The sequence below is a fragment of the Taklimakanibacter lacteus genome (genome assembly GCA_003576695.1).
In the GTDB taxonomy this organism is placed as follows: Bacteria; Pseudomonadota; Alphaproteobacteria; order Rhizobiales; family Aestuariivirgaceae; genus Taklimakanibacter; species Taklimakanibacter lacteus.
Map to the genome: position 1 here is coordinate 63,317 of QOZQ01000014.1, position 26,618 is coordinate 89,934.

The 26,618-nt window shown below is 62.4% G+C and carries 23 protein-coding genes; 9 read left to right on the top strand and 14 right to left on the bottom strand.

The genetic code is table 11. The features are described from left to right. Nucleotides 1-27: 27 nt before the first annotated feature. Entirely contained in the window at nt 28-1,437 is a 1,410-nt protein-coding gene (locus DT068_RS24525; RefSeq protein WP_119392533.1) for an MFS transporter, read from the bottom strand. A gap of 201 nt (nt 1,438-1,638) precedes the next feature. Here DT068_RS24525 and DT068_RS24530 point away from each other — a divergent pair, with 201 nt between their 5' ends. The 3 genes from DT068_RS24530 (at nt 1,639) to DT068_RS24540 (ending at nt 5,811) form a co-directional block, all read left to right on the top strand. Beyond that, complete coding sequence (locus DT068_RS24530; RefSeq protein ID WP_119392534.1) at nt 1,639-2,004, top strand: hypothetical protein; 366 nt, start codon at nt 1,639-1,641, stop codon at nt 2,002-2,004. Between the two features lie 266 nt (nt 2,005-2,270). Next, a complete protein-coding gene (locus tag DT068_RS24535) occupies nt 2,271-4,136 on the top strand; it encodes an ABC transporter ATP-binding protein (RefSeq protein WP_368905123.1) in 1,866 nt (621 codons plus the stop codon). Nucleotides 4,137-4,161: 25 nt separating this feature from the next. Further along, complete coding sequence (locus tag DT068_RS24540) at nt 4,162-5,811, top strand: tetratricopeptide repeat-containing sulfotransferase family protein (protein WP_162914427.1); 1,650 nt, start codon at nt 4,162-4,164, stop codon at nt 5,809-5,811. A 33-nt stretch (nt 5,812-5,844) separates the two neighbouring features. Here the strand turns inward: DT068_RS24540 and DT068_RS24545 are convergent, their stop codons facing one another. Further along, nucleotides 5,845-6,522 carry an outer membrane protein gene (locus DT068_RS24545; protein ID WP_119392536.1) on the bottom strand — a complete coding sequence of 226 codons (678 nt, stop codon included), beginning with the start codon at nt 6,520-6,522 and terminating at the stop codon, nt 5,845-5,847. A gap of 240 nt (nt 6,523-6,762) precedes the next feature. On the opposite strand from DT068_RS24545, the gene DT068_RS24550 reads away from it, so the two are divergent. Continuing rightward, a complete protein-coding gene (locus DT068_RS24550) occupies nt 6,763-7,695 on the top strand; it encodes a 50S ribosomal protein L11 methyltransferase (protein ID WP_368905125.1) in 933 nt (310 codons plus the stop codon). Nucleotides 7,696-7,726: 31 nt separating this feature from the next. Here the strand turns inward: DT068_RS24550 and DT068_RS24555 are convergent, their stop codons facing one another. From DT068_RS24555 to DT068_RS24575, 5 genes are all read right to left on the bottom strand, one after another. Then, nucleotides 7,727-7,930, bottom strand: a complete 204-nt coding sequence (locus tag DT068_RS24555; protein ID WP_119392636.1) for a DUF1127 domain-containing protein — start codon at nt 7,928-7,930, stop codon at nt 7,727-7,729. 449 nt (nt 7,931-8,379) lie between these two features. After that, nucleotides 8,380-9,087 (bottom strand): FCD domain-containing protein, encoded by a 708-nt coding sequence (locus DT068_RS24560; RefSeq protein WP_119392538.1) that lies wholly within the window; start codon nt 9,085-9,087, stop codon nt 8,380-8,382. A gap of 13 nt (nt 9,088-9,100) precedes the next feature. Next, nucleotides 9,101-10,156 (bottom strand): ABC transporter permease, encoded by a 1,056-nt coding sequence (locus DT068_RS24565; RefSeq protein ID WP_119392539.1) that lies wholly within the window; start codon nt 10,154-10,156, stop codon nt 9,101-9,103. After that, the gene (locus DT068_RS24570; protein ID WP_119392540.1) at nt 10,153-11,667 is read right to left on the bottom strand and encodes a sugar ABC transporter ATP-binding protein; all 1,515 of its coding nucleotides are present in this window, start codon (nt 11,665-11,667) and stop codon (nt 10,153-10,155) included. The genes DT068_RS24565 and DT068_RS24570 overlap by 4 nt, the downstream gene beginning before the upstream one ends. Nucleotides 11,668-11,994: 327 nt before the next feature. Continuing rightward, nucleotides 11,995-13,044, bottom strand: a complete 1,050-nt coding sequence (locus DT068_RS24575) for a sugar ABC transporter substrate-binding protein (protein WP_119392541.1) — start codon at nt 13,042-13,044, stop codon at nt 11,995-11,997. Between the two features lie 130 nt (nt 13,045-13,174). Between DT068_RS24575 and DT068_RS24580 the strand changes: the two genes are divergently transcribed. Next, nucleotides 13,175-14,218, top strand: a complete 1,044-nt coding sequence (locus tag DT068_RS24580) for a Gfo/Idh/MocA family protein (protein WP_119392542.1) — start codon at nt 13,175-13,177, stop codon at nt 14,216-14,218. Between the two features lie 10 nt (nt 14,219-14,228). On the opposite strand, the gene DT068_RS24585 is transcribed toward DT068_RS24580, so the two are convergent. Genes DT068_RS24585 through DT068_RS24605 form a run of 5 tightly spaced genes read right to left on the bottom strand, consistent with a single transcriptional unit; the run spans nt 14,229 to nt 18,904 of the window. Beyond that, nucleotides 14,229-15,227, bottom strand: a complete 999-nt coding sequence (locus DT068_RS24585; protein WP_119392543.1) for a Bug family tripartite tricarboxylate transporter substrate binding protein — start codon at nt 15,225-15,227, stop codon at nt 14,229-14,231. A gap of 53 nt (nt 15,228-15,280) precedes the next feature. Next, the gene (locus DT068_RS24590) at nt 15,281-16,783 is read right to left on the bottom strand and encodes a tripartite tricarboxylate transporter permease (protein WP_119392544.1); all 1,503 of its coding nucleotides are present in this window, start codon (nt 16,781-16,783) and stop codon (nt 15,281-15,283) included. Continuing rightward, on the bottom strand, nt 16,784-17,245 hold the full coding sequence (locus DT068_RS24595; protein WP_162914428.1) for a tripartite tricarboxylate transporter TctB family protein: 462 nt from the start codon (nt 17,243-17,245) through the stop codon (nt 16,784-16,786). A gap of 58 nt (nt 17,246-17,303) precedes the next feature. Continuing rightward, nucleotides 17,304-18,089, bottom strand: a complete 786-nt coding sequence (locus tag DT068_RS24600; RefSeq protein WP_119392546.1) for an RraA family protein — start codon at nt 18,087-18,089, stop codon at nt 17,304-17,306. 26 nt (nt 18,090-18,115) lie between these two features. Next, on the bottom strand, nt 18,116-18,904 hold the full coding sequence (locus DT068_RS24605) for an IclR family transcriptional regulator (RefSeq protein WP_119392547.1): 789 nt from the start codon (nt 18,902-18,904) through the stop codon (nt 18,116-18,118). 160 nt (nt 18,905-19,064) lie between these two features. On the opposite strand from DT068_RS24605, the gene DT068_RS24610 reads away from it, so the two are divergent. After that, nucleotides 19,065-20,564: a bifunctional metallophosphatase/5'-nucleotidase gene (locus tag DT068_RS24610; RefSeq protein ID WP_368905129.1), complete on the top strand. Its 1,500-nt coding sequence runs from the start codon at nt 19,065-19,067 to the stop codon at nt 20,562-20,564. A 224-nt stretch (nt 20,565-20,788) separates the two neighbouring features. Here the strand turns inward: DT068_RS24610 and DT068_RS24615 are convergent, their stop codons facing one another. Beyond that, nucleotides 20,789-22,465 carry an adenylate/guanylate cyclase domain-containing protein gene (locus DT068_RS24615; protein WP_119392549.1) on the bottom strand — a complete coding sequence of 559 codons (1,677 nt, stop codon included), beginning with the start codon at nt 22,463-22,465 and terminating at the stop codon, nt 20,789-20,791. Between the two features lie 151 nt (nt 22,466-22,616). On the opposite strand from DT068_RS24615, the gene DT068_RS24620 reads away from it, so the two are divergent. From DT068_RS24620 to DT068_RS24630, 3 genes are all read left to right on the top strand, one after another. Then, entirely contained in the window at nt 22,617-24,434 is a 1,818-nt protein-coding gene (locus DT068_RS24620) for an aminopeptidase P family protein (RefSeq protein ID WP_119392550.1), read from the top strand. A gap of 235 nt (nt 24,435-24,669) precedes the next feature. Next, nucleotides 24,670-25,077 carry a hypothetical protein gene (locus tag DT068_RS24625; RefSeq protein ID WP_119392551.1) on the top strand — a complete coding sequence of 136 codons (408 nt, stop codon included), beginning with the start codon at nt 24,670-24,672 and terminating at the stop codon, nt 25,075-25,077. 243 nt (nt 25,078-25,320) lie between these two features. Further along, nucleotides 25,321-25,515: a transposase gene (locus DT068_RS24630; protein ID WP_368905131.1), complete on the top strand. Its 195-nt coding sequence runs from the start codon at nt 25,321-25,323 to the stop codon at nt 25,513-25,515. Between the two features lie 369 nt (nt 25,516-25,884). Here the strand turns inward: DT068_RS24630 and DT068_RS28195 are convergent, their stop codons facing one another. After that, entirely contained in the window at nt 25,885-26,544 is a 660-nt protein-coding gene (locus DT068_RS28195; RefSeq protein WP_162914429.1) for a hypothetical protein, read from the bottom strand. Nucleotides 26,545-26,618: the final 74 nt, after the last annotated feature.

Here is a 26,618-nt window from a genome sequence, read left to right on the forward strand (position 1 = left end):
AATGAAACAGTGTGACCTAAGGAAAACTCAAGTCGTCTCCTGCGCCTTCACGACGCCGCGGCCGGAAACTTCCGCGCCGGCATCGGGCGCAAGTTGCAGATGCGAGAACAGCGAGAAGGCGCTGATCAGCGCCACGGTGAAGAACGCGAAGGAGAAATCCGCCACCGTCAGCGTGAGATCGCCTCTCACATGCTGGGCAATCTCGAGCACCGAGGCCGCACAGACCACGCCCGCCGCGAGCGAGAGCTGCTGCGCCACGATGTAGAAGCTCGTCGCCGAGCCCATGTCGCGCGGCGGGATATCGGAATAGGCCAGCGCATTGAGCGATGTGAATTGCAACGAGCGGAAGAAGCCGCCGGCGAGCAGGACGGCAAGAATCAGGAGATGCGGCGTTTCCGGCGTGAACAGTCCCTGTATGGCGAGGAAGGCGGCCGCCACCACCGCATTGAACACCAGCACGCTGCGGAAGCCGAAGCGCTTCAGTATCCGTGCCGCCGAGAACTTCATGGCGAGCGCGCCGAGCGCCGCCGCGCAGGTGAGGCTGCCCGACTGGAACGGTGTCAGCTTGAAGCCGAGCTGCAGCATCAGCGGCAGGAGAAAGGGGATGGCGCCGACGCCGATGCGGAACAGGCTTCCGCCTATCACGCCGGAGCGGAAAGTCGGGAATTTGAGGAGATTCAGGTCGAGGATGGGTTTCGTCCTGCGTCTCGCATGCAGGATGTAGAGGCCGGTCATCACGACGCCGGTCGCGATCAGCGCCGGCGCGCCATAGACGGGCAGGATATCGCGCCCCACGATCGTCGCGCCGAAGACCAGCGTCGAAAGCCCGAGGCCGGAGAGGACGAAGCCGAGTGCGTCGAGCGGCGCCACCCCCTCCTCGCGGATATCGGGCATATGGATGGTCGCCAGCACGATGCCGAGCACGCCGAACGGCACATTGATCCAGAAGATCCAGCGCCAGTGGAAATAGGTGGTGATGAAGCCGCCGAGCGGCGGCCCGAGCACCGGCCCGAGCAGCGCCGGAATCGTGAGTGTCGCCAGCGCTGTCACCATCTCGCTCTTCGACACGGTCCTGAGAATGATGAGACGGCCGACCGGCACCATCATGGCGCCGCCGAGGCCCTGGAGGGCGCGCGCCGCGATCAACCCTTCGAGCGAGGTCGAGAGTCCGCAGGCGATCGAACCCAAAGTGAACACGGCGATGGCGGCACGGAACACGTTGCGCGCGCCAAACCGGTCGGCGCACCAGCCGCTGATCGGGATGAAGACGGTGAGCGCCAGAAGATAGGTGGTGAAAGCAAGCTTGAGGACGACGGGATCCTCGCCGAGATCGGCCGCCATGGCGGGCAGCGACGTCGCAATCACCGTTGAATCGGTGTTTTCCATGAAAAGGGCGGACGCGACGACGAGCGGGATGATACGCTTGTAGGAAGCCATGGCGAGTGCCTCGTTAGCATGGGTGCAAAAATCGAGGCACGCATTTATCCATGATCGGCCATGCCTATGTGACCGGCTTGCGACGGCTGGCCAATAATGATTTATGCTTATGATATAACTGGATTTTTTAATTCCATGAAAAGGGAACCTTACGTCGCCGGCGACGTTATCGGGGCATCGTCCATTTGATGGGAGACGAGAATGGATACGAATCCTCAATATCGGCAGAAGGACAAGGTCGATCCGAATCTGCAGTATAATGAAATCCGTTCCAGCAGCTCGAGCAGCACCGGCTGGATCATTGGCGGTCTGGTGGTTCTGGCCTTGATTGCAGCCTTCTTCCTGTGGGGCGGCAGTGGCACCCCGCCGTCGCCGACGACCGGCACGACCACGGAACAGCCGGCCACACCGGCGCCCGAGGAGCCGGCAACACCGACACCGACTCAGCCGCAGGGCAGCAGCGAGCAGCCGGCCCCACAGGGCAGCAGTGAGCAGCCCGCGACGCCGACGCCCGAACAGCCGGCCAACCCGGCCCCGCAGGACGGCACAGGAACCACCAACCAGTAATACGGTCGGTTCCGAGTTAGTTGAGTTACTTTGAGGAACCCCGTCGCTTCCTGCGGCGGGGTTCCTTCATGTGGCCGGGCCTGACCCGGCCATCCAGGCTTCCCGGATATGCCGATGGGGCAGCAAGCCCCGCTTCCCTCCCGATGTCCGCTCGGCTATAAGACCGCCACGAGTTTCCGGAGGGTGCAGCCTCCGGCTTGAACGCTTCTGGAGCCTTGGAGTGATCGCGCACTCTGAGGCGAAGCGTTTGTTTTTGGAGCAAAACCGTGTTCGAGCGTATTTTCAGCTGGCTGGAAAGCCGGACCGATACGTTTCCGCCTGTGAAACCCGAAAAGCCCGGCGACACGCTGTGGGGCTTCGTCTGGCATTACACAAGGCCGTTCTGGCCGATGATCCTGATCTGCTCGGCGCTCGCATCGGCCGTCGCCCTGATCGAGGTCGCGCTGTTCTCCTTCCTCGGCAGCCTCGTCGACTGGCTGAGCACCGCCAATCGCGAGACCTTCTGGCAAGACCATGGTTCGCGGCTGATCGTCATGGCCGTCCTCGTGCTCGTCGTTCTGCCGGTCCTGAAATTCTGGTATGAAGCCGTCGTCCATCAGGGGCTCATCGGCAACTTCGCCATGCGCATCCGCTGGCTGGCGCACCGCTATGTGCTGCGCCAGAGCGTCGACTTCTTCCAGAACGATTTTGCCGGCCGCATCGCCACCAAGGTCATGCAGGCGGCCATGGGCACGCGCGACACGGTGATGAAGATCACCGAAGTGCTGGTCTATGTCGGCGTCTACTTCACCGGCGCGGTCGTCGCCTTCGCCGCCAGCGACTGGCGCCTCGCGGTGCCGCTGGTCCTGTGGTTCGTGGCCTATCTTCTGATCATGCGCCATTTCGTGCCGTTGCTCGGCAAGGCGTCGAAGGCGCAGGCCGATGCGCGCTCCATGGTCACCGGCCGCATCGTCGACAGCTACACGAATATCGCCACCGTCAAGCTCTTCGCCCATGCCGACCGCGAGGATCTCTATGCCAAAGACGGCCTGAGCCACATGCTCGATACCGTCTACAATTCGCTGCGCACCACGACGCGCATGACGGTGGCGCTCAATGTCATGAACGCGCTGCTGCTGTTCTCGACCGGGACGCTCGCCATCTGGCTGTGGACGCTCGATGCGGTGACCACCGGCGTGCTCGCCTTCACCGTCAGCCTCATCTTGCGCATGCAAGGCATGGCCCACTGGATCCTGTGGGAAGTTGCCGGCCTCTTCGAGGATATCGGCACCGTGCAGGACGGCATCGAGACCATCGCGCGCGAGCGCAGCCTCGTCGATGCTCCTGACGCCAGGCCCTTGCAGGTGACCTCGGGCAGGATCAGCTTCGATGATGTGAGCTTCAACTACGGCAAGGCCGTCGAGGCGGATGGCCGCGGTGTGGTCGACGACCTCACCTTGACCATAGCGCCTGGTGAGAAGGTCGGCCTTGTCGGCCGTTCCGGCGCCGGCAAATCGACGCTCGTCAATCTCCTGCTGCGCTTCTACGACCTGCGCCAGGGACGCATCCTGATCGACGGCCAGGATATTTCCAGGGTCACCCAGGAGAGCCTGCGCGAGCAGATCGGCCTGGTCACCCAGGACACCTCCCTGCTGCACCGCTCGGTCAAGGACAACATCGCCTATGGCAAGCCGGAAGCGACGATGGACGAGATCGTCGATGCGGCGAGGCGCGCCCATGCCGATGAGTTCATCCCGCATCTCCTCGACCCGAAGGGCCGGCGCGCTTACGAGGCGCATGTCGGCGAGCGCGGCGTCAAATTGTCGGGCGGCCAGCGCCAGCGCGTCGCCATCGCCCGCGTGCTGCTCAAGGACGCGCCCATCCTCATCCTCGATGAGGCGACGAGCGCGCTTGATTCGGAGATCGAGGCGGCCATCCAGGAAAGCCTCTACAGCCTGATGGAAGGCAAGACCGTCATCGCCGTGGCGCATCGCCTGTCGACCATTGCCGCCATGGACCGCCTGATCATCATGGACAAGGGCCGCATCGTCGAGGAAGGCTCGCATGACATGCTCTTGCGCCAGGGCGGGCTTTATGCCGATCTGTGGCGGCGCCAGTCCGGCGGCTTCCTCGCCCGCGAGGCGGCTGAATAGTCAACGGGCGATAAGGAACATTTGCGTGCGCAAGGCTGATTTTCCTTCCTTCGGAGCATCGCCGCCAGCCGCCCCCAGGTCTGCGCCCAAACCAAACCTCGCAGCCGAGAATGCGCCCGAGGTCCTGCAGGCGCTGCAGCGCGGCGTCGATCTGCAGCGCCAGCGGAAATTCATCGAGGCCGAGCGCATCTATCAGGGCATCCTGCACCGTCTGCCCGAACATCCCGATGCGCTCCATCTCATGGGCACGCTGGCGGTCGAGGCCAACCAGATGGATGTCGCCGTCGACTATTTCGAGCGCGCCGTGAAGCGGCGGCCCAGGCATCCGCATTATCTCGGCAATCTCGGCACCGCCTATCTCGACAGCGGCAATATGGACGAGGCCATCGCGACCTTGCGCAAGGCTGTCGAGGCGGCACCCAGCCTCATCGAAGCCTTGTGCAATCTCGCCCGCGCCTATCGCCGCAACAGCAAGGCATCGAACGGCCTGCCCTTCCTCGAGCGCGCCGAACGCATCGCCGCCGATCATCCCCTCGTGGCGGTGGGCTTCGGCGAGACATTGCGTGATCTCGGCCGCATGGACGAGGCGGCGGCGCATTTCCGCCGCGCCATCGCGGCCGGCCATTCATTGCCCCGCGCCTATCAGGGCCTGTCCTCGACCCGGAAATTCAATGACGGCGATCCGGAACTGGCCGAGCTCGCGGCCATCATCACGCGCACCGGTCTTTCCGATGGCGAGCGCGAGAGCTTCCATCACGCGCTGGGCAAGATGTGCAATGACGCCAGGCGCTATGACGACGCCATGATGCATTTCCGCACCGCCAAGGAAATCAGCGGCCGGCGCTTCAACATCGTCCAGTACCGCAAGGCGATCGATACGCTCGCCGGCCTGTTCACCCCCCTCTTCTTCCATGAGCGGAAAGGTTTCGGCGATCCCTCCGAGCTGCCGGTCTTCATCATCGGCATGCCGCGCTCGGGCACCACGCTCACCGAGCAGATCGCCGCCAGCCACCCTGAGGTCCATGGCGCGGGCGAATTGTCCGACATCCGCCAGATCGCCAGCATGCTGGGCTTCGCCTATGCGCATCCGGAGAACTTCGTTGCCGGCCTGAAGGCGATGACCGCCGGACAGTCGCGCGAGATCGCGGGCCGGTATCTGCGCCGCCTCCGCAAGCAGTCGGTCCAGGCCGCGCGCGTCACCGACAAGATGCCGCATAATTTCGAGATGCTCGGGCTGATCGCACTCTTGTTTCCGAAAGCGCGCATCGTCCATTGCCGCCGCGACGCCATCGACACCTGCGTGTCGTGCTTCATGAACCAGTTCTCCGAGACGCATGGCTATAATGCCGATCTCACCAATGTCGGCCTCTATTACCGCGAATATGACCGGCTCATGGGCCATTGGCGCCGCGTCCTGCCGCTGCCGATCCTTGAGCATTCCTATGAAGAGCTGACCGACGCGCAGGAGCCCGCCTCGCGCCGGCTCATCGCGCATCTGGGCCTCGATTGGAATGACGCCTGCTTGAACTATCACGAGACCGACCGCACTGTCGGCACCATCAGCCGCTGGCAGGTGCGTCAGCCGATCTACAAGTCATCCGTCAGGCGCTGGGCCAATTACGAAGCGCATCTGGCGCCCCTCTTCACGGCGCTCGGCGATCTGGCGGTCCGCTAGCTCCTCCATGGGGACGCTGTGTCTCGGCGGCCTTCAGAAACCGAAGGTCACACCCGCCTGCACGTTGTGGGAATAGAGATCGCCGCCCTCGAAGTCTTGTGGCGCCCCAATGCCATTGTCGAAGTCGATGTCGAGAACGCCCTTGAACCGATAGCCGACATCCAGGCTGAGCTGGTCCGTGACGGCAAGCGCGATGCCGCCGCCCAGCTGGAAGGCGAAGCCCAGCTCGCCATCGGCATAACGGATATCCTCGCCCTCAAATCTCGTATCGCCGTCGGCCCAGGCGACACCGGCGCCGCCCCCGACATAGGGTGTGAAGGCCGAATCGGTCGGGATGTCGATCCATAGATTGCCGAGCAGGTAAGTGGCGCTCAGATGACCGCTCGCATCATAGGTCAGCGTGTTTTCATATTCGAAGCTCTTGGCCTTCCATCGCGCATGGGAAATCTCGACCTCGGCGCGCAACGGATCCCATATCCGCAGGCCGATGGCGCCGCCCAGCAGGTAGCCGGTCCTGGTGTCGACGCTGTAGCCACGGTCATAGGTGCCGAAATCGACTTTCGTGTCGACATCGTCAAGAATGCTCGCGCCGGCAAACAGACTGACATAGAAGACGGTCCTTTCCGCCTCGGCCACATCGGCGGCGCGCGCATTCACCACGAAGAGATTGAGCGCGAGGATCGCCGTCGCCGCAAGCAGGGACTTTTTCATGACGCTGGACCTTCAGTCTGCATGAGAGTGGATTGCCTGCAGTTTGCCTCATTATCCTTGCAGCAGCAGCGGACAATGGCCTGTCATTGCCGATTTCTCGTCCACTGCGGCAGGAGTGCCACAGATATCTTGGCGTAAGACAGGCACCTGCCTGCCTGAAATTTATGCGCGGGGCACGCCGATCGACCTGGGCTTTTTCTTTCCGGCGCGTCGCGCTACTTAGCCCTCATGCAGTTTACCTTGACCATAGAGAATCTCAGCGAGGGCCGGGCCAGTGAGCTGGCGTCACTCGTGGAAGATTTCGAGCCGGCGCCGCTTGCCGTCACGCTCAACGAGACGGATGAAGATCTCAAAATATGGAATGTCGTGGCCTATTTCGCCGAGGAGGCTGAAGCCGAGAGCGCGGCGGGCCGTCTCTCCGCTTTGCCCGGCCGGGTGAAAGGCTCGATCGCTCCCCTGCCAGATGTCGACTGGGTGCGCCGCTCGCTCGAAGGCCTGGCGCCGGTCGTCGCCGGGCGTTTCTTCCTCTATGGCTCGCATGACCGGGCGCGGCGCCGCGATGGCGGCATCGCGCTTGAGATCGATGCCGGGACCGCCTTCGGCACGGGCCACCACGGCACCACCTCGGGCTGCCTCCTGGCGCTCGACGATGTGCTCAAGCGCCGGCTGCCGCGGCGCATTCTCGATGTCGGCTGCGGCACGGGCGTGCTGGCGCTGGCGGCGGCAAAGGCGCTGCGCCGCGCCGTGACGGCAAGCGACATCGATCCGGAAGCGGTGAATGTCACGCTGGCGAATGCGCGCATCAACGGCGCCACGAATCTCGTCGCCGGCCTGACCGCGGCGGGTCTGCGGCATCGCCGCATCGCCGAGAAGGCGCCCTATGACCTGATCTTCGCCAATATCCTGGCACGGCCTTTGATCGCGCTCGCCGGCGATCTGAGTCTCAGCCTGGCTGTGGGCGGCGCGTTGATTCTGTCCGGCCTGACGCGCGACCAGGAACAGGCGGTGCGCGCTGCCTATCGCAATCGCGGCCTCGTTCCGCGCCCGCCCATACGCATCGGCAACTGGTCGACCCTCGTTTTCGAGAGGGCCGGAAAGACAAAACGCCCGCGGCGCAATCGCCACGGGCGTCTGGTTGGTACAACCGTTGGAGGCGGCTGGGAGCTTGGCTAGAGAAACTCCGGGGAGTTGCTCCGGAAAGTCCTTAGTTGCCCCAGACCATCCGGTGGATTTCCGAACGGCGCATGCCGATATCGGCCAGGAGACGGTCATCGAGGGCCTGCAGCTGGCGCTCGGCGCGGCTGCGCGAGACGTAGCTGACGACGCGGCTCGAAACGCGGGTCAGGAAGTCGGGGACAACGCGAGCGCCATTGCGGCTGGTTTCGCGGGTGAGAGTGGTCGTGGTCATGGTCTGCTCCTTGTTCGTCACACCGGACCAACGGCCCCTCGGCAATCGCACCCGGTGAGGTGTTAACTGATCTTGTGCACCGCACAAGCACGGGCCTTATATGTGAGGCCCCAGGTTCCACACCAGTGGCATCCTGTGAATGCAGGCATGCATAAAACTCATATCACCATTCATGTCTCGTTAATCACCCCCTTCCGGGTGTCGAAACAGAACGTATAATATTGAAAATACTAGATTTACCGTAAATAAGACACAGTCCGGACACAAATGGAAAGGGACAGTAAAGATACCGATCCGGCGCTTCTCAGGCGCAAATGAAGTCGTTGTGAAGAAAACGTCATGCCTATAGCGCATAAAGTCAGCTGGCTTGATCTTTTGCAGCGCACAATAACCCAAAGACACATGCCCTGGGTGCAGGATCGCTCATCTTGACAATCTGAGGTGGCGATTCAGTCCGCTTTGCCCTGCTCGTACCAGTATTCGACCGCCCTTATATGGGCGTTCATCGCCTGCCAGGCCCGCTCCGGCGCGTGATCCGCAATCGCTGCATAAATGGCCTCGTGATGCTTGAGCGCATCGGGCAGCGCCTCCGGCACCTTCAGCGACACACGCCGCTGCAGCGCCAGCCAGCCCACGATGGCGCGATGCATGGCGCTGAACACCTGGTTGCCGCCGATCTCGGCGATCGCCAGATGGAAGGCGACATCCGTTACCTCGAAGTCTTCGAGCGCCACAAGCGCCCGGCGGTTGGCTTCGAGCGCCCGCCCCAGCCCCGCAATCTCCTCTGCCGTCGCGACTTCCGCCGCATGGCGGGCAATGGCCGATTCGAACACCCGGCGGGCTTCCTGCAGCGAGCGCTCGCCCGCCGATGTCGCCAGGAAGTGGCGGGCCGAAGCCGATATCTGGTCGACGAGCCCGTCGATGGTGGGATGCACGACCCGCGCCCGCTCGCCGGCCGAAAGCTGCACCACACCGCTGCGCTCGAGCAGCAGCAGGGCTTCCCGCACCGCGGGCCTGCCGACCCCGAAGCGCTCCATCAGCTCGCGCTCGGGCGGCAGCTGGTCGCCTTCGGCATAGGTGCCCGAGATGATCGCCTGCTCGATCTGGGCGGCGACATCTTCATGGATCTTGCGGCGGCGGATGACGGTGAACGACATGGCGGCTGGACCTTTAGCGCTTGCCGGCTTCGGATACCACCGCATCGGCCTTGGCCTCGCTTGTCGCGCGGGCCCGGTAGCGGACGCGCTGCGCGTCGATGAACATGGCGAGCATGATGATGAGCCCCTGGATGACCTTGATCCAGAAGACCGACACCTTCATCAGATTGAGGCCACGGTCGATGGTCGAGAGCAGCAGGACGCCACCCAGCGCGCCCAGCATGGTGCCGCGTCCGCCCTGCAGGCTGACGCCGCCGATGACGGCTGCCGCCATCACCGTGAAGATATAGCCCTCGCCGAGATTGACCTGGATCGAGGCGACGCGCCCGGCCAGCATCCAGCCCCCTAAGGCGGCGAGCATGCCGCTGATGACATAGACCTGCCTGATGCGCTTGTCGGCGTCGATGCCGGAGGCGATGGCGGCGGCCTTGTTGCCGCCGATCGCATAGAGCTCGCGGCCGAAGCGGCGGTGGTTCAGCACCACATGGCCGGTGACGAACACCAGCGCGGTGGCGAGCACAGCGACCGGGATCTTGACGACGCCCGGAATGTCGATCGCGGCCGCGTGTCCCAGCCAGTAGAAGATGTCGGCGGGCGGGAAATTGAGACCGCTTGTCGCATTGCCCTGGGTGAAGGCCAGCATCGTGCCGCGCAGGATCAGAAGCATCGCCAGCGTCACGATGAAATTGTTCATCTTGCCCACCGTGATGAGAAGCCCGATCACCCAGCCGATGAGGGCGCCCATCGCGAGGATGATGACGATCGACAGATAGGGATTGAGCAGGAGGCCGCCGCCCCAGTTGGGTGCCAGCGCCGGCACGATCAGCCAGATTCCGAACAGCGCCGCGAGGCCGAGCGTCGATTCCGACGACAGGTCGAAATTCCCGGTGATGAGCACGAAGGTCTGCCCCACCACCAATATGCCCAGCACCGCCGCCGCCGAAAGGATGTTGGTGATGTTGACGGAGGTGAGGAAGAAGGGCGACTGGAAGATGAAGAACAGGAACACCGCCACCAGGATGAACCAGATCAGGTTCTCCAGGATGGCCGGGACATAATCGCGCTTCATTGCTGAGCCTCCATGAGATCGCCCTCGATTGCGGCCAGGAGCTTGCCGGTGGTGATCTCGTCCTTGCCTTTTCTGAATTCCCGCGCGATGCGGCCGCGATAGAACACGATGATGCGGTCACATATGTCCATGAGCTCACTGAGCTCGTCGGAGACGACGCCCACGGCGACCCCGCGCTTGCTCAGATCGTCGATGATGCGCAGGATCTCGACCTTGGCTTCGACATCGACGCCTTGCGTCGGCTCGTCGAGGAACAGCATGCGGGGTTCCGTCGCCGCGAGCTTTGCCACCACGACTTTCTGCTGGTTGCCGCCGCTGAGATTTTCCACATGCGTGCGGGCCGACGGGGTCTTGATGCCGAGATGGGCGATATAATCCCTGACCAGCGCGTCCTCGCGTCTTGCATCGATCAGGCCCAGCATGGATTGGAGCTTGGCGAGGATCGAGAGCGAGATATTGTCCCTGACCGAGCGGATGCCGATGATGCCGAGCCCATGCCGGTCGCGCGGCAGATAGGCAAGCCGCTGGCGCAGCGCCGCGACCGGGCTTTCCGCCGCATAGGGCCTGCCATCGATCGACATGCGGCCCTGCCCCTGAGGCTCCAGGCCGAACAGGCCGCGCACCAGGGCGCCCGGGCCGCTGCCTTCGAGGCCTGTCAGGCCCACGATCTCGCCCGAACGGAAGCTGATGTCGATATCGCTGTAGTGTCCCGGACGGCTCAAGCCCCGAAGCTCCAGCACCGCGGCGCCCGCGGCAGCGGGCGGCCTGCGGTAGCGCTCGACATCGACGCCGCTGATGAGCCGGATCAGCTCCGCTTGGGTGATATCGGCGATATTGGCGGTGCCGGTGACGCGGCCATTGCGCATCACCGTGACCCGATCCGCCACATCGAATATTTCCTCGAGATAGTGCGAGATATAGATGAAGGAGGCACCCTCGTCCCGGAGGCGCCGCACGAAGCCGAACAGCCTCGTCACGTCATGCTTGGGCAAGGGTGCCGTCGGCTCATCGAGGATGACGACGCGCGCATCGGCGAACAGCGCCCGGGCGATCTCGATCATCTGCCGCTCGGCGACGGAGGTCTCCTCCATGCGCCTCGTGACGTCGAGATCGAGGCCGAAACGCTCAAGCCGCATGGCGGCTTCGCGCTTCATGCGCGCCCAGTCGACGAAGCCGCCGCGCTTCAGCGGCAGGGCCCCGGCAAAGATGTTTTCCGCGATGGAAAGGCCCGGCACATATTTCGCATGCTGGGAAACGATGGCGATGCCGGCAGCCTTGGCCGCCGCCGTGGTGAGCCGGTCATGCGGCTTGCCGCGGAACAGGATCTCGCCCGAATCCGGCGCATAGAGGCCGGTCAGTATATGCATCAGTGTCGATTTGCCGGCGCCGTTCTTGCCGACCAGCGCATGGATCTCGCCGGGAGCGACCGTGAAGGACACATCGTCCAGCGCCCGCACGCCCGGAAAGTCTTTGATGATCCCGCGAAGCTCGACCTCTGGCGTGTCGCTCATGTCGCCGCCCTGTCTTGTGCGCTTGAGAAATCTGTATTCGATAAGCCGGCCGCGGTTCGGTGCAATTGGTCCATCCCGCTAGGTTTCGCAACGTTTCCCCCTCGCCCGTTGCGAAGCAATGGGAGAGGGTGGCCGAAGGCCGGGTGAGGGTTCTTCTTTGTATCTCTCAAGCAACGTAAAAGGTATACTGCATGCATCTGAATATTGCATTGATCCCGATCTGCAACGCGCAGCAGAAGAAAGAGCCCTCATCCGCCCTTCGGGCACCTTCTCCCACGCTACGCGCGGGAGAAGGGGAACGATTTTGAAGGCTTCAGTCGGTGGAGATTACTGCGCGCCCATCTTCTTCTCGATATTGCCCCACAGTCTTTCGTCATCGACATTCGCCTTGCCGACCGATGTGGTGGCGAGGAAGAGCTGCAGGCCGACATCGGCCTTCTCGAGGCGGGCCGGCGACCACAAGGCGCCTTCCTTCTCGATGGTCGAGGGGGCGACCGCCTCGCCCTTGAGCTTCTTCTCTATGAAGTCGGCGGCGAGCACGCCGAAATCGGGAATGGGCTGGTTGGAGGACTGATCGAACGAGCCTGAGCGGATGAGGTCGAGCGTGCCGAGGCAGCCATCGACGCCGGCCAGATAGATATGGGCCTTGTCGCCCGCCGCCGCGTCCTTGCCGACTTCCTTCAGCGTCTGCACCGTGCCCGCCGCATAGACGCAGTCCGAATGCATGTAGACCGCATCGAGATCGGCTTCGGTCGAGGCCACGTCGCGCACGATGTCGACGCCCTTGGCGGAATCCCAGTCGCCCACCTTGGTGATGACCTGGATATCGGGATATTGCTTCAGCACGTCATTGAAGCCGCCGCCGCGCAATTGCGCCACGTTCTGTGCCAGATTGCCGGTGATCTCCAGCACCTTGCCCTTGGCCGCGCCGTGCTTGCTCTTGAGATAGTCGACCGTCGCCTCGCCCGACTGCTTGCCGGCGAGATAATTGTCCGACAGCACCACCATGTCGATCTCGCAGCCCTGCGGCGCCCGGTCGATGGTGTAGAAGGGAATATTGGCTTCCTTCGCCGCCTTGACCGCCTGGCAGACGCCGGCGGAATCATCGGGAACGGCGACGATCGCGGCGACCTTCTGCGCGATGAAATCATTGATGTCATTGAGCTGCTTCTGGGCATCGCCGCCTGAGGTGGTGGTGATGACTTCCCAGCTCTTGGCCTTGCCGGCATTCACCAGCCCGGCCTGGATCTGCGCCTGGGCGCCGACGAGGCCCGGCGCCGAATAGCCGATGGTGACCTTGTCCTGGGCGAAGGCCGACATGGTCACTGCCGTCCCCAGCAAAAGGGCCGCGGCCGCTGCACGCGTCACGATTTTCATGGATTTCCTCCCAATTCGCCTATTTTGGCGTTCACCGGGATGTCCCCGGACCTGCAAAGCCTAGTTGACTTGGGGGTGTCTGGCAATCAGCATGTTAGGCTGTCATACCGCGGAAGAGGAGATCGGGCTGATGGGAGAGCGGAAAAATGTGGCTGTGGGCATTGTCGGCTGCGGCTTCTATGCCCAGAACCATCTCCATGCCTGGTCCGACCTCAGGCCGGAGGGCGCTCTCCTCAGCGCCGTCTGCGACCGCGATCCCGCCAGGGCGAAAGCGGCAGGCAGCCAGTTCGGCGTACCCTGGTTCACCGACATGGCGAAGATGCTGGATGAGGTGAGGATCGAGCTTGTCGACATCGCCACCCGCATGGACACCCATCAGGCGCTGGCCGCCATCGCGGCCGAGCGCGGTATCGGCGCCATCGTGCAGAAGCCGCTGGCGCCCAGCTGGGAAGAATGCGTCGCCATCGTCGACACGGCACGCCGGCACAAGGCCTGGCTCGCCATTCACGAGAATTTCCGCTTCGCCACCAGCATGCGCCAGGTGAAGAAGGTGCTGGATCAGGGAACGATCGGCCGGCCGACCTGGGCCAGGCTCTCCTGGCGCACCGGCTTCGACGTCTATCGCGGCCAGCCCTATCTCGCCGAGGAGGACAGGCTGGTGATCCAGGATGTCGGCATCCATGTCCTCGATCTGGCGCGCTATTTTCTCGGCGAAGTGGATCATCTGAGCTGCGAGACGCAGAAGCGCAACCCCAAGATCAAGGCCGAGGACACCGCCACCATCATGATGCGCCATGCATCGGGCGCTGTCTCGGTCGTCGAGGCGACCTATGCCGCCAGACGCGGCGATGATCCCTTTCCCGAAACGCTGCTCGAGATCGAAGGCGATGGCGGCTCGATCATCGTGACCAGGGGCGAGAAGATGACGGTCACCACCCATGGGCTGAGCTTTGAGGAAGCGATCGGCGGCCCCCTCCTCGCCTGGACCTCGAGGCCCTGGCACGTGTCGCAGGAAGCGGTGCTCCACACCAGCCGCCACATGTTCGAGCGCTTCCGCGACGGGCTGGCCGCCGATACGTCGGGCGAGGACAACCTCAAGACCTATGCTTTGGTCGAGGCGGCCTATGAATCCGCCAGGTCGCACAGATCAGTGAAGCCGGCGACCTGGACGTAACTCATGTGCTTTACTCCTTCGTCACGCCCGCTTTGGCCGAGATGTCCTTATAGGCCACTTCGGCATCGGCGACGAGCTTCGCCGTGTCGGCAGCATCGCGATAGGCATAGCCGATGCCGGCTTTGGCATAGCCCGCCTTGATGTCGGGATCCGCCATGGTCTGCGCCAGGATATTGCGCCACCCGGCCAGTATCTCCTCAGGCGTATCCTGAGGCATGACCAAGGCCCGCCAGATCTCAAGATTCACGGCAAGCCCGAAGGATGTGAAGCTTGGCACATCGGGCCAGCTTTCGAGCGGCGCACTGCCATTATGGGCCAGCATCTTGAGGGCGCCGGCGCTCACTTGCGCCTTGATCTCGGATGGATAGAGGGCGCCGGCATGCACATCGCCCGACAGCATAGACAGCACGATCTGACTCCCGCCCTTGATCGGCACGCGCAGGAACTTGGCGCCTGAGGCTTCCTCGATCTGAAAACGCGTATAGTCGTGATTGGTCCAGTTGCCGGAGACGCCGAAGGCGATCGCGTCGGGATTTTCCTTTGCCGCAGCAAGGAACTGCCGCACATCCATCTTGCCATATGGACCATCGGCCTTCACCACAAGGACATTCTGGTCGGCCGAAATCTGACCCAGATAGGCATAGGTGTCCTTGTTGTAGATGACGCCATTGATGCGGAACTGATCGGAGACGATCGAGACCGACACCTGACCGATCGTCAGACCGTCGGGCTTCGCCTTCATCATGTCATTATAGGCGACGACGCCGGCGCCCGCCGGCTGGTTGATGATCGTGATCACCTGCCCGGCATATTTCTCCATGACGCTCGCCAGGATGCGCGCATTGTTGTCATGGCCGCCGCCGGGAGCGGAGGGAACGATCAGCGTCACCGGGCGATCCGGCTTCCAGTCCTGCGCCTGGGCACCGCCCGCGGCCAGGGTCAGGAAGAATGTTCCCAGCATCGCGCTCGCATGGCGACGGGTGACTGGCAGTTTTTTGGCAATACTCATCTCATATCCTCCCTTGGATCGATCTTTGATGGTTCTCAGCCCGCCGCTGGCCTTCAGCCTTCCTGAAACGCTTCCCTTCTTTTGCGGCGGATGGTGGGAATGACGGCGATCAGGAGAAGCCCCGCCGCCAGGAACAGCATGAAGGCGCAAAGCGGCCGGGTTACGAAGACCGACGGATCGCCATGCGAGAGTAGCATCGCCCGACGCAGATTCTCTTCCAGCATCGGCCCCAGGATGAAGCCGAGCAGGAAGGGAACGGTCTCGCATCTGAGCTTGGCGAAAGCATAGCCCAGAAGCGCGAAGACGATGGCGAAGAAGATGTCGAAGACGGTGGTCTGGACGCTGTAGAGGCCGATGCAGCAGAACAGCACGATGGCCGGAAACAGGATGCGATAGGGAACGCGCAGCAGCCTGACCCAGATTCCGATCAGCGGCAGGTTGAGGATGACCAGGATGAGGTTGCCGAGCCACATCGAGGCGATGAGCCCCCAGAACAGGTCGGGCGACAGTGTCATCACCTGCGGGCCGGGCTGGATATTGTGGATGAGCATGGCGCTCATCATCATGGCCATGACGCCATTCGAGGGAATGCCGAGCGTCAGCAGCGGGATGAAGGAGGTTTGCGCCGCCGCATTGTTGGCGGATTCGGGCCCGGCGACGCCCTCGATCGCACCATGGCCGAAGCGGCCCGGATTGGTTGCGACTTTCTTCTCGACCGCATAGGAAGCGAATGACGCCATCGTCACGCCGCCGCCGGGAAGGACACCAAGCACGGATCCGAGCGCCGAGCCGCGCAGCATCGCTGGCGCCGCCTGCCGCAGCACCGCCCAGTCGGGCCACAGGCCGGTCAGTTTGTCCGACACCAGCCGCCGCTCTTCCGGATTTTCGAGATTGGTGAGGATCTCGGCGATGCCGAACAGGCCGAGCGCCACGACGACGAAATTGATGCCGCCGGACAATTCCGGCAAGCCGAAGGTGAAGCGGTCGACGCTCGAATTGATGTCGGCGCCGACAAGACCGAACAGCATGCCGAGGACGACCATCGACAAGGCGCGCAGCAAAGGTCCGGAGGACAGCACGATCGCCGCCACGAGTCCGAGAATCATCAGCGAGAAATATTCCGCTGCGCCGAACTGCACCGCGACCTTGGCGAGAAGCGGCGCGAAGGCGGCGAGCAGCAAGGTACCGACCGTGCCGGCGAAGAACGAGCCGATGGCGGCAATCGACAAGGCATGCCCGGCCTGCCCCTTCCTCGCCATCTGGTAACCGTCGAGCGTGGTGATGACGGCGGAAGATTCGCCCGGCAGCTTGAGCAGGATGGCGCCGGTCGATCCGCCATATTGGGCGCCATAATAGATGCCGGCGAGCATGATCAGCGCCGAGACCGGATCGAGCGCGAAAGTGATGGGCAGCAGCATCGCCATGGTGGCGATGGGACCGATACCGGGCAGGATTCCGACCAGCGTGCCCACCGTTACGCCGAACAGGCAGTAGAGAAGATTGATGGGCGAGACGGCGACGCTGAATCCGGTCGCGAGGTGGGAGAACAGATCCAACTAGAAACCCTCCGGCCACAGAGGCATCTGGACGCCCAGCGCCTTCACGAAGACGAGCGCGCTGAAGGCAGCCAAGACAACGGCGGTGATGGCAATCTCGAGCCGCCGCCCGGGAACCGCCAAGCCTGCTGCCACGACCAGCGCCAGGGTGGCGAGGATGAGACCTAGGCTGTTGAGCATCAGCGCGAACAGCGCCATGCCGCCAAGCACTAGGAGCGCGGGCCGCCAATGGAAATTGAGCCTCCCGGCAGCCTCGCGGCCTTGCGATTTTGCCGTGGCATGGATGATCTGCGCCAGGCCGAGGACGATCACCACGATGCTGAGCAGCCGAGGAAAATAGCCGGGGCCCATTTCGCGCGCAGTTCCGGCCTCATAGCCGGCCGAAACGGCTAGGAAGGCGCTGCCCAGAATGATGAACAGCAAGCCGGCCAGGACTTCCGGATGGCGCAAAAGTCTCATCATCTTCCGTTGTCCTTCAAACATGCGGGCGGCTGGCGCGCGGCCCGCCGCCGGCTCGGCCTCACGAATAGCGCTTACGATAGAGCGGGCGCAGCTCATCGAGCGGGCGCCTGGAGTTGATGAGATCGCGCATCGTCGCCTCCTCGGCCTCGACGGACTTCACTTTGGCGAGAACGGTCTCGACATGTTCGAGCGGAATGAAGCAGACGCCGGAATCATCGGCGACGACTAGATCTCCCGGATAGACCGCCACGTCATGGACCGTGACCGGGCCATTGAGCTCGACCGCTTCCATACGGAACTTGCCGGTGATCGGCGTCACCCCCGAGGACCAGACGGGATATTCGAGCGAGCGAATGGTGGAGACATCGCGCACCGCGCCATTGACCACCGCGCCGACGAAACCCATGGATTTCGCCACGGTGCAGGACTGGCCGCCCATGTTCGACACATCGAGATTGCCGCCGAAATCGCAGATGAGCACGTCGCCGGGCTCACCCAGATAATAGGATTCGCGCGTCGACATCTTGATGAAGTCCTTGTCGGCATAGCCCTGCGTCGGCGTCTTGCGTTCGGGAATGCTGCGCACGGTGACGGCGGTTCCAACCATGGTCTTGCCGCTCTGCAGCGGCTTCATGAAGGAACCCGCGACCGCGGCCCTCAGGCCAAGTGAATCGAGGATGTCGGAAACCGTCGTTGTCAGGTCATCGATCGCCTTGAATTCCTCGATGGCTTTCTTCGAGGCGCGCTCCAGCTTGATCTTGCTGATCCGTTCGAGCGGCACCTGCCCCCAGATGCGGCCGGCCTTCTTGTATTCTTCATATTCCTGCTCGAGGGGCTTCGACATTCTGCTGTCTCCATTGTTTGTCTGTTTCAGTCGATCTCGGAAATGATTCCGATATTCGCGATCAGCGGCTCCATCAGCAGCCCTTCTTCGCGCAGAAGGGCGACATGGCTTTCTGCCAGCGTGCCGGTCAGCTTGGTGAGCGGGCCTGCGATCGAAAGTGCACCCATCAGATTGCCGCCGACGATCACGGGCACGGACACCGCAAAGCCATGCGCCGTGGCCTCGCCGCGGCTGACCGCGAAGCCTGCGGCGGCAATGTCCTTCAGATCCGTTGCCAGCTTTTCGACATCGATCGATTTCGGCGTGGCAAGACGCGCCAGGACGGTCGCATCCAGTATTTGCCGGCGCAGGCTTTCCGGTCCGAAGGCCAGCAGCACCTTCCCCGTCGCGCCGGCATAGAGCGGCCGCACCTGTCCTTCCGGGATGACGAAGCGAACCCCTTCGGTCGATTCGCAATGCGCCAGCACCAGCCGGTCGAGGCCCTGCACCACCGAATAGAAGGCCGTGTCGCCGCTCGCTTGCGCGAGCCGGGTCAGGGACGGGCGAACCAGGTTGGCGATCTCGGCATAGCGGCTCTGCACCAGCCGGCCGAGACCGAACACCTTGGGGCCGAGCGTATAGCGGCCTACCGCCTCGCTGAACTCCAGATAGCCCTGCGCCTGCAAAGTGCCCCCGAAGCGCAAGATTCGGCTGCGGTTGAGGCCCGTGCGCTCATACAGATCTTTCAGCGTCAGCCCCTGATCGCGGTCGAACGCCTCGAGGATGCGCAGGGCCGAAGCCACCGACTGGACGTGACGTTCTGCTTCTTTTCCCATTTTCTACTCAGTAGAAATTATTTTCTATTTTTATGATAGTATCTTCAATGGCTTGCCGGGTCAAGCGCAAGCGTCGTTCCCGCTTCATCTGAGTGATGAAACCTGCCAGAAATGGGGACCGACCCGTTCATTGCACGGCCCAACTCACCCGGAGTCCCCCATGCGATCCCTGTCCAAGCTTGTATGTGCCATGGCGCTGATGTGTCTGGCCTCGATGACCGCCTTCGCCGAGCAGGTCACCATCACCTTCATCCAGACCAATGACATCGACAAATTCGAAGGCTCGGGCGAGCGCGGCGGCTTTGCCCGCCTCAATGCGGTGGTCAGCGCCGAGCGCGCCAAGGGCGGTCATGTCGTCTATGGCCATGCCGGCGACATGATCTCGCCCTCCCTCCTCTCCGGCCTCGACAAGGGCGAGCATACGATCATGCTCACCAATCTGGTGCCGCCCGACGCCTTCACGCCCGGCAACCATGAATATGATTTCGGCCCCGATATCTTCCTCAAGCGCATGAGCGAGGCGAAATTCCCGCTCATCGCCGCCAATTTGCGCGATGCCGAGGGCAAGCCCGTCAAGGACTTCACCGACACGCTGATGATCGAGCGCGGGCCGGTGAAGATCGGCATCGTCGGCTTGACGTCGGATGAGAGCTATCACGCCTCGAGCCCCGGCAATCTCAAGATCGCCAATGCGCTCGAGACAGGCCTCGCCAAGGCCAGGGAGTTGCGCGACCAGGGCGCCGATTTCGTCGTCGCCCTCACCCATTCGGGTCACGCCGAGGACCGCGCGATGTATGACAGCCGCCTCTTCGATCTGATCATGACCGGCCATGACCAGGATCTGCTCATCAACTACGACGGCCGCACCGCCATGATGGAATCCTATGAGCAGGCCGATTTCGTAACCATCGCCGATATCGCCTTCGACATCTCCGAGAAGGACGGCAAGCGGACCGTCAAATGGCGTCCGAGCTTCCGGGTGATCGATACCAGGGACGTGACGCCCGATCCCGAGACCAAGGCCAGGACGGATGAGCTCGCCGCGATGCTGGCGAAGGAGCTCGATGTCGCCATCGGCACCACGACGACGGCGCTCGATTCGCGCCGCGCCACGGTGCGCACCGGCGAAGCCGCCATGGGCAATCTCGTCGCCGATGCGCTGCGCGAAGCCGTCAATGCCGATGTCGCCATCACCAATGGCGGCGGCTTGCGCGGCAACAAGGAATATCCGGCGGGCCACGCCTTGACGCGCAAGGATGTGCTGACCGAGCTTCCCTTCGGCAACCGCACGATGAAGCTGCAGGTCTCCGGTGCCACCCTTCTCGCGGCCCTCGAGAACGGCTTCAGCGAGATCGAGGATGGCGGCGGCCGCTTTCCGCAGGTCTCGGGCCTCAAGGTCGAATATGATGCGGGCAAGCCTAAAGGCCAACGCGTCGTCGCGGTCGAGGCCAATGGCAAGCCGCTCGACGTCAATGCGAAATACACCCTCGCCACCAATGATTTCATGGCCAATGGCGGCGACGGCTATGTGGTGTTCCGGGAAGCAAAGCCCCTGCTCACCGTGCGTGACGCCAAGCTGATGGCCAATGACCTGATGGCCTATGTCACCGCCCGCAAGACGATCTCACCCTCTGTCGAAGGCCGCATCGTGAAGAAGTAACTACTTACCCTCGCCCCGCTTCAGCGGGGAGAGGGAGGGGCCCATTGCACAGCAATGGGAGGGTGAGGGGCCTATCGCAGATTAGAAACAAGTATTCGATCAAGAGGATGAGGCAGCTTTGCACCGTCCGTTGCCCCTCACCCTTCCCGCCGCTGCGCGGCGGGCCCCTTCCCTCTCCCCGCTGCGCTTCGCTTGCAGGGCGAGGGTAAAACGTCCCGATCGCCTTACTTGTCCGCCGCCCGGCTCCACAGCCTGATCTTGCCGGTGCGGCCGCGCAATTCATGCTCGCCGCGGTCGGTGAATTCCTTGATCGCCGCCTCGCCGGCTTCGGCGCGGGCCGCCTGGACCACGCCGTCGCTCGCCAGGATGGCGATGTCGAGGGCGCGCGTCATTTCCTGGATGCGGCTCGCCACATTGACCGTGTCGCCGATGACCGCGAATTCCATGCGCCGCTCGCTGCCGATATCGCCCAGCACCACATCGCCGTGATGCAGCCCGATGCCGAGATAGAGCGGCTTGAGGCCGTTCTCGCGCCGCTTGGCGTTCCAGCGCGAGATCGCATCCGCCATCGCCGCCGCACAGGCCAGCGCATTGGCGGCATCGCGCTCGCCGGTCCGCGGCGTGCCGAAGGTCGCCATCAGCCCGTCGCCTAAGAATTTGTCGAGCGTCCCGCCATGGGCGAAGATCGCCTTCTCGAACATCCTGAGCAATTCGCGCAACAGCGCCATCACCTGCATCGGCGGCATGGCCGCGCTGATCGACGTATAGCCCCAGATATCGGCGAACAGCACGGTCACGCGCTGGGTGCGCGCCTCATCGAGCCTGCCGCCCGACTGCATCAGGCCGTCCACCATATTGGGCGAGAAATAGCGCGCCAGATTGGCGCGCTTGCGCTCGGCTTCGCTCAAGCGCTTCTGCACTTCCATCTGCCGCGTCACGTCGCGCAGGCCCCCCACCACGCGCCGCGGCCCCTCCTTGCCATAGACGATGAGGCCGCGCATGACGATCCACTGGGTGGCGCCGGGACGCGGCTCATGCCGGCATTCGAGATCGAAGGTCTCCTCACGCCGCTCGAATTTATGCCGCAAGGTGGCGCGCAGGAAATCGCCGTCCGACTTCACGAAGCGGTTGATCAGCGCATCGAACCCCTCGCCCAGGCTTTCGGGCGCCAGCCCCAGCACCTCATGCAGGCGGGGCGAGAAGAACGTCTTGTCCGTCGCGATGTCCCAGTCGAACAGCCCGTCATTGGCGCCGCGCGCGGCCAGCGCATAGCGCTCTTCCGACAGCCTCACCTTCTCGTCAGACTGCTCGCGCTCGATGGCGCCGGCGATGAGGGCGGCGGCGGTCTTCAGCACATGGATGTCTTCCTTGCTCCATCGCCGCTCCTCCTTGCAGTCGTCGAAGCCGAGGAAGCCCCACCATTTGCGCCGCACCATGATCGGCACGGAGATGAAGGACAAGGTGCCATGCTCGAGAAACACCTGCCGCGTATAGCCGGTCGTGTCGCTGAGGCGCGCCTGCACGATCTCGCCGCGCTCGCGCTTCTGCGCCCATTCGCCCAGATGCGCCGGGTCATCGCCATCCGAGATCGGCATGCCCTGGTAGCGCGGATCCTCGCTGAGCGGGGAAAGACCGTGATCGGCCCAGTCGAAGCGGCAGGATTGCACCCTGTGGCCCTCAGGTCCCTGATGCAGCTCGAACAGGGTCACCCGGCTCACTTCGGTCGCCCGGCCGAGACGCTTGAGGAAGTCCTTGACATGGTCGCGCCAGCCGCCCGGCACCACCAGCGTCGCCGCATAGGCGATCGTGTCGAGCATCGCCAGCCGCCTCTTGGCCTCGATGATCGCATCGGGCCCGATGACGGCCAGCAGGTCCTGGTCGACCGGCGGTCTTGTCTTCATATCTGCCGCTATCCCGAAATGTGAGTCGCGTGCCCCGCGGCTTTTCCGCTCTACAGGATCGCGGCGCAGAAGGAAACGGGCCTCGCATCAGTGGTACGGCCCGGCGCCGGCCTGCTTTGACAGATCCCTGCCCTTTCCCTTAGATGCGCCCATGTTTCAGTCATTCGACGACGTTTCCGAAGGTCATCTCTCGCCCGAGCGCGTGACGCGCCTGCGCGAGGAGCTCAACCGCCGCCATCTCGACGGCTTCATCATCCCCCGCCAGGACGAGTTCCAGGGCGAATATGTGGCGCCCTATGCCGAAAGGCTGCGCTGGCTGACGGGCTTCGCCGGCTCCTGGGGCCTTGCCATCCTGATGAAGGACCGGGGCGCCATTTTCGTCGATGGCCGCTACACGATCCAGGTGCGCAAGCAGGTCGATACCGGGATCTTCGCCCCGCGCCATCTCGTCGAGGAGCCGCCGGCCGACTGGCTGGAGAAGGAACTGAAGCCCGGCGAAGTCCTGGGCTATGACCCGTGGCTGATGACCGCCGACCAGGTCTCCCGCTTCGAGAAGGCCGTCGCCAAAGCGGGCGCCAGGCTCGTCGCCCTCGACAGCAACCCGCTCGATGCGATCTGGACCGACCAGCCGAAGCGGCCGATGAAGCCGGTCTCGGTGCAGCCGACGCAGTTCTCCGGCAGGAGCTCCAGGGACAAGCTCGCCGATGTGGCGAAGAGCCTCGAAAAGTCAGGCGCCGATGCGGTGGTGCTGACGCAGCCCGATTCCGTCGCCTGGGCCTTCAATATCCGCGGCGGCGATGTCGCCTATACGCCGGTGGTGCTGAGCTATGCCATCCTGCGCCGCGACGGCGAGGCCGAACTGTTCATCGACCAGACCAAACTGCCGGAAGATGTGGCCGCCCATCTCAAGGGCATCGTGCGCCTGCGCGCGCCGCAGGAGATCGAAGCCTCGCTCGCCCAACTGGGCGAGAAGAAAGCGCGCGTCCAGATCGATCCCGACTGGGCGCCGGAGCGCATTCGCGCCGTGCTGGCGGGCGCCGGCGCCGAGATCGTCCCCGCCAAGGACCCATGCATGCTGCCCAAGGCGCGCAAGAACGCGGTCGAGCAGGAAGGCGCCCGCGCCGCGCAGAAGCGCGACGGCGTCGCCATGTCGCGCTTCCTGTGCTGGCTCGATCAGGCAGCGCCCAAAGGCGGCGAGGACGAGGTCAGCGTCGCCACCAGGCTCGCCTGGTTCCGCAATGAAGGCGGCATGCTGAAGGACCTGTCCTTCGATTCGATATCGGGCGTCGGCCCCAATGCCGCCATTCCGCATTATCGCGTGTCGAAGGCGACGGCGCTGCCCTTGAAGAAAGGCGATATCTATCTCATCGACTCGGGCGCCCAGTATCAGGACGGCACCACCGACATCACCCGCACCATCATTGTCGGCGAGCCCACGGCAGAAATGAAGGATCGCTTCACCCGCGTGCTCAAGGGCATGATCGCTCTGTCGCGCATCCGCTTTCCCAAGGGGACCTGCGGCAGCCAGCTCGATGTGCTGGCGCGCCAGCCGCAATGGATGGCGGGCCTCGATTTCGATCACGGCACCGGCCATGGCGTCGGAAGCTACCTCTCTGTGCATGAGGGCCCTGCCCGCATCAACAAGTCGGACAGGACGCCGCTCGAGCCCGGCATGATCCTCTCCAACGAGCCCGGCTATTACAAGGAAGGCCAGTATGGCATCCGCATCGAGAATCTCATTCTCGTGCGCGAGGCCGAGGCCATTCAGGGCGGCGAGCGCCCAATGATGTCCTTCGAGACCCTCACTTTGTGCCCGATCGACCGAAGGCTCATCGAACCCGGCTTGCTCAGTCCCGAAGAGCTCGCCTGGCTCAACGCCTATCACGCCCGCGTCGAGCGCGAGATCGGCGCCTTCCTGGAGGGCGCCGATCTGGCCTGGCTGAAACAGGCCTGCGGGCCGGTTGGTTGATAGAGAGCCACCCCTCCGGCTTTCCCTTTCTCCCGTGCGAAGCATGGGAGAAGATGGCCGTCCTTGCTCCGCCAAAGCGAAGTTCTCAGCTTCGCGAAGGCGAGAGGCCGGATGAGAGCTCTCGTCCCACCCACCGAAATTCGAAATTACGTGTTTCGCTCTCGGGAAGCTGTCGATTTTTTAGTCCGGTCTTGGGCGCTGTATATATTTTGGGGCCTCAAGGAACTTGCCGCAGATGAACAATACTCTGAATGACGAACTTCCTGTCTTTTTTCTTGAGCCAAACGATGAAATGCTCGCCCTCGTCTCCGCTTTCTTGGAAGGGCTACCTATAACTTCAGAATCCGAGGTCATGAAAGATCGACGGAAAGAGAAGCCAGAAGTCGGCGACAAGGAGCGGACCATTGCGTCCGTTGGGACTCTACTCAAACGGTATCACGCAGAACATATGACCGAAGTCGGCAGTGTACCGTGGAGCTTTGACTACATGATCGGTGACTATCGGACGTCCAATCGACCCGAACTTCAGGGGATGTGTATACTTACCAGGTTAATTTCACCCAATCCGGAAGACGGAAAGATCCTATATGGGTCGACTGTTTTTCGAACAGGTCTGGATCGCTTTGTGTATTGGCTGGAGTAATTTCCCCTACCTTTTTCGCAATTTCGGTGATGTGGTGGACGGCGCCCGCCAGCGGCATCTGATGTGCCAAGATGGGTCCGTTGTAAGATCCATCTGAGGAGCCATCCACCATGACGAAGATTACCACCATTGGCAATTTCGGTGACAGTGCACTTAATTAGAATTTCGGTGACAGTGCTGGACTGCACCCCTTGAGTGAGACACGGTAATTTCGGTTACAGGTATCCCAAAGGAGGACGGCCTGTGCTGAAGAGAAGCAGCAAATCGAAGAGCGGCCAATATCCGCTAGCGTTCAAGGTCAAGGCGATTAAACGGGTCGAACGCGGTGAGGGCGTTTGGCCAGTGGCGCGCGATCTGGGGGTGACGCGCAAGGCTTTGTACGGCTGGATCAGGGCTTTCAAGGCGCATGGAATTTCGGTGACAGTGCATTTAATTTAAGTGCGCTGTCATCGACAGCTGCCGTCAGCTCAAGATCCTTGGGAGTCAACCGAAATCGATGGGAGTTAAATGCACTGTCACCGAAATCGCCGATTGATGAAACCTCTCACGAGCTAACAAGAAAAAAGAACGTGAAAACGCCACATAGAACGCCAACGGAGGACGCGATCTGTATGGAAGACTTCCATCCAGTGAACGCTACTCCGCCGAAAACATACAAAGCAAAGAGAAAAATAGACTGGAGCGGATAGTTCTTCCAAAGGAAGGCGGCTATCGTATAGGTAAGTATCGCAGCGACTAGGGCGATAGCGACATAAAAAAACATGGATCTCGAGCGTTCAATTTTCGGAAGGCCGTTATGCTCCTCTTTCACTTTGGCGCCCCAATCACTCCGTGCTTTAACAAATACACTGCAGCCTCTTTCGGATGATTAATCACGAGGTCGCGAGCATCTTCGACAGCACGTGTCGTACTACCAATTATAGCTGCAGGTCCTAATCGGGTAATAGTCCCCATAACAGCTCGGCCACCCAAAAAGTAATAGAGCTCCTGATTTTCCGTCTCGAAAGCATCATAGCCCACTCTCAGTTTCGACATAACCTCCTCGCGGAACTTTGGATCCTCAGCCATTTGCTTCGCAATATAATCGACTGCTTTTCCTTCTTGTTCCCATTTCAGCCTTTCTTCGGCTCCAAAGAGTCCTATACCTCGCGCCATGAAACGCAGCGCATTGCCTACACCGGGGAATATCGAATAGGCACCATTCACAATCGCGTTAGCCTTCTCACCAATTGTACATTGCTGCGCAGCGCATTTATTCCATAGATTTGCAAAAGCTGCGGTAATCGCGCCATTAGCAAACTTACCCCCTGTAAGTACGGATGCAGTTCCGCCAGCGATACCCACTATCAATGTGTCAGCAATTATGTTCCCTTGCGAGATCGCATTTGATACCATACCCGATGCAGCACCGACGGCATTGGAAATGAAGCCATTGAGGAAGCTACCAGAATTTCGGTGACAGTGCATTTTATTAAGTGCGCCATCACCTAAATTTCTGCTTCTCTTCGGCGCGGGTCATCCTCCTTGGGATACCTGTAACC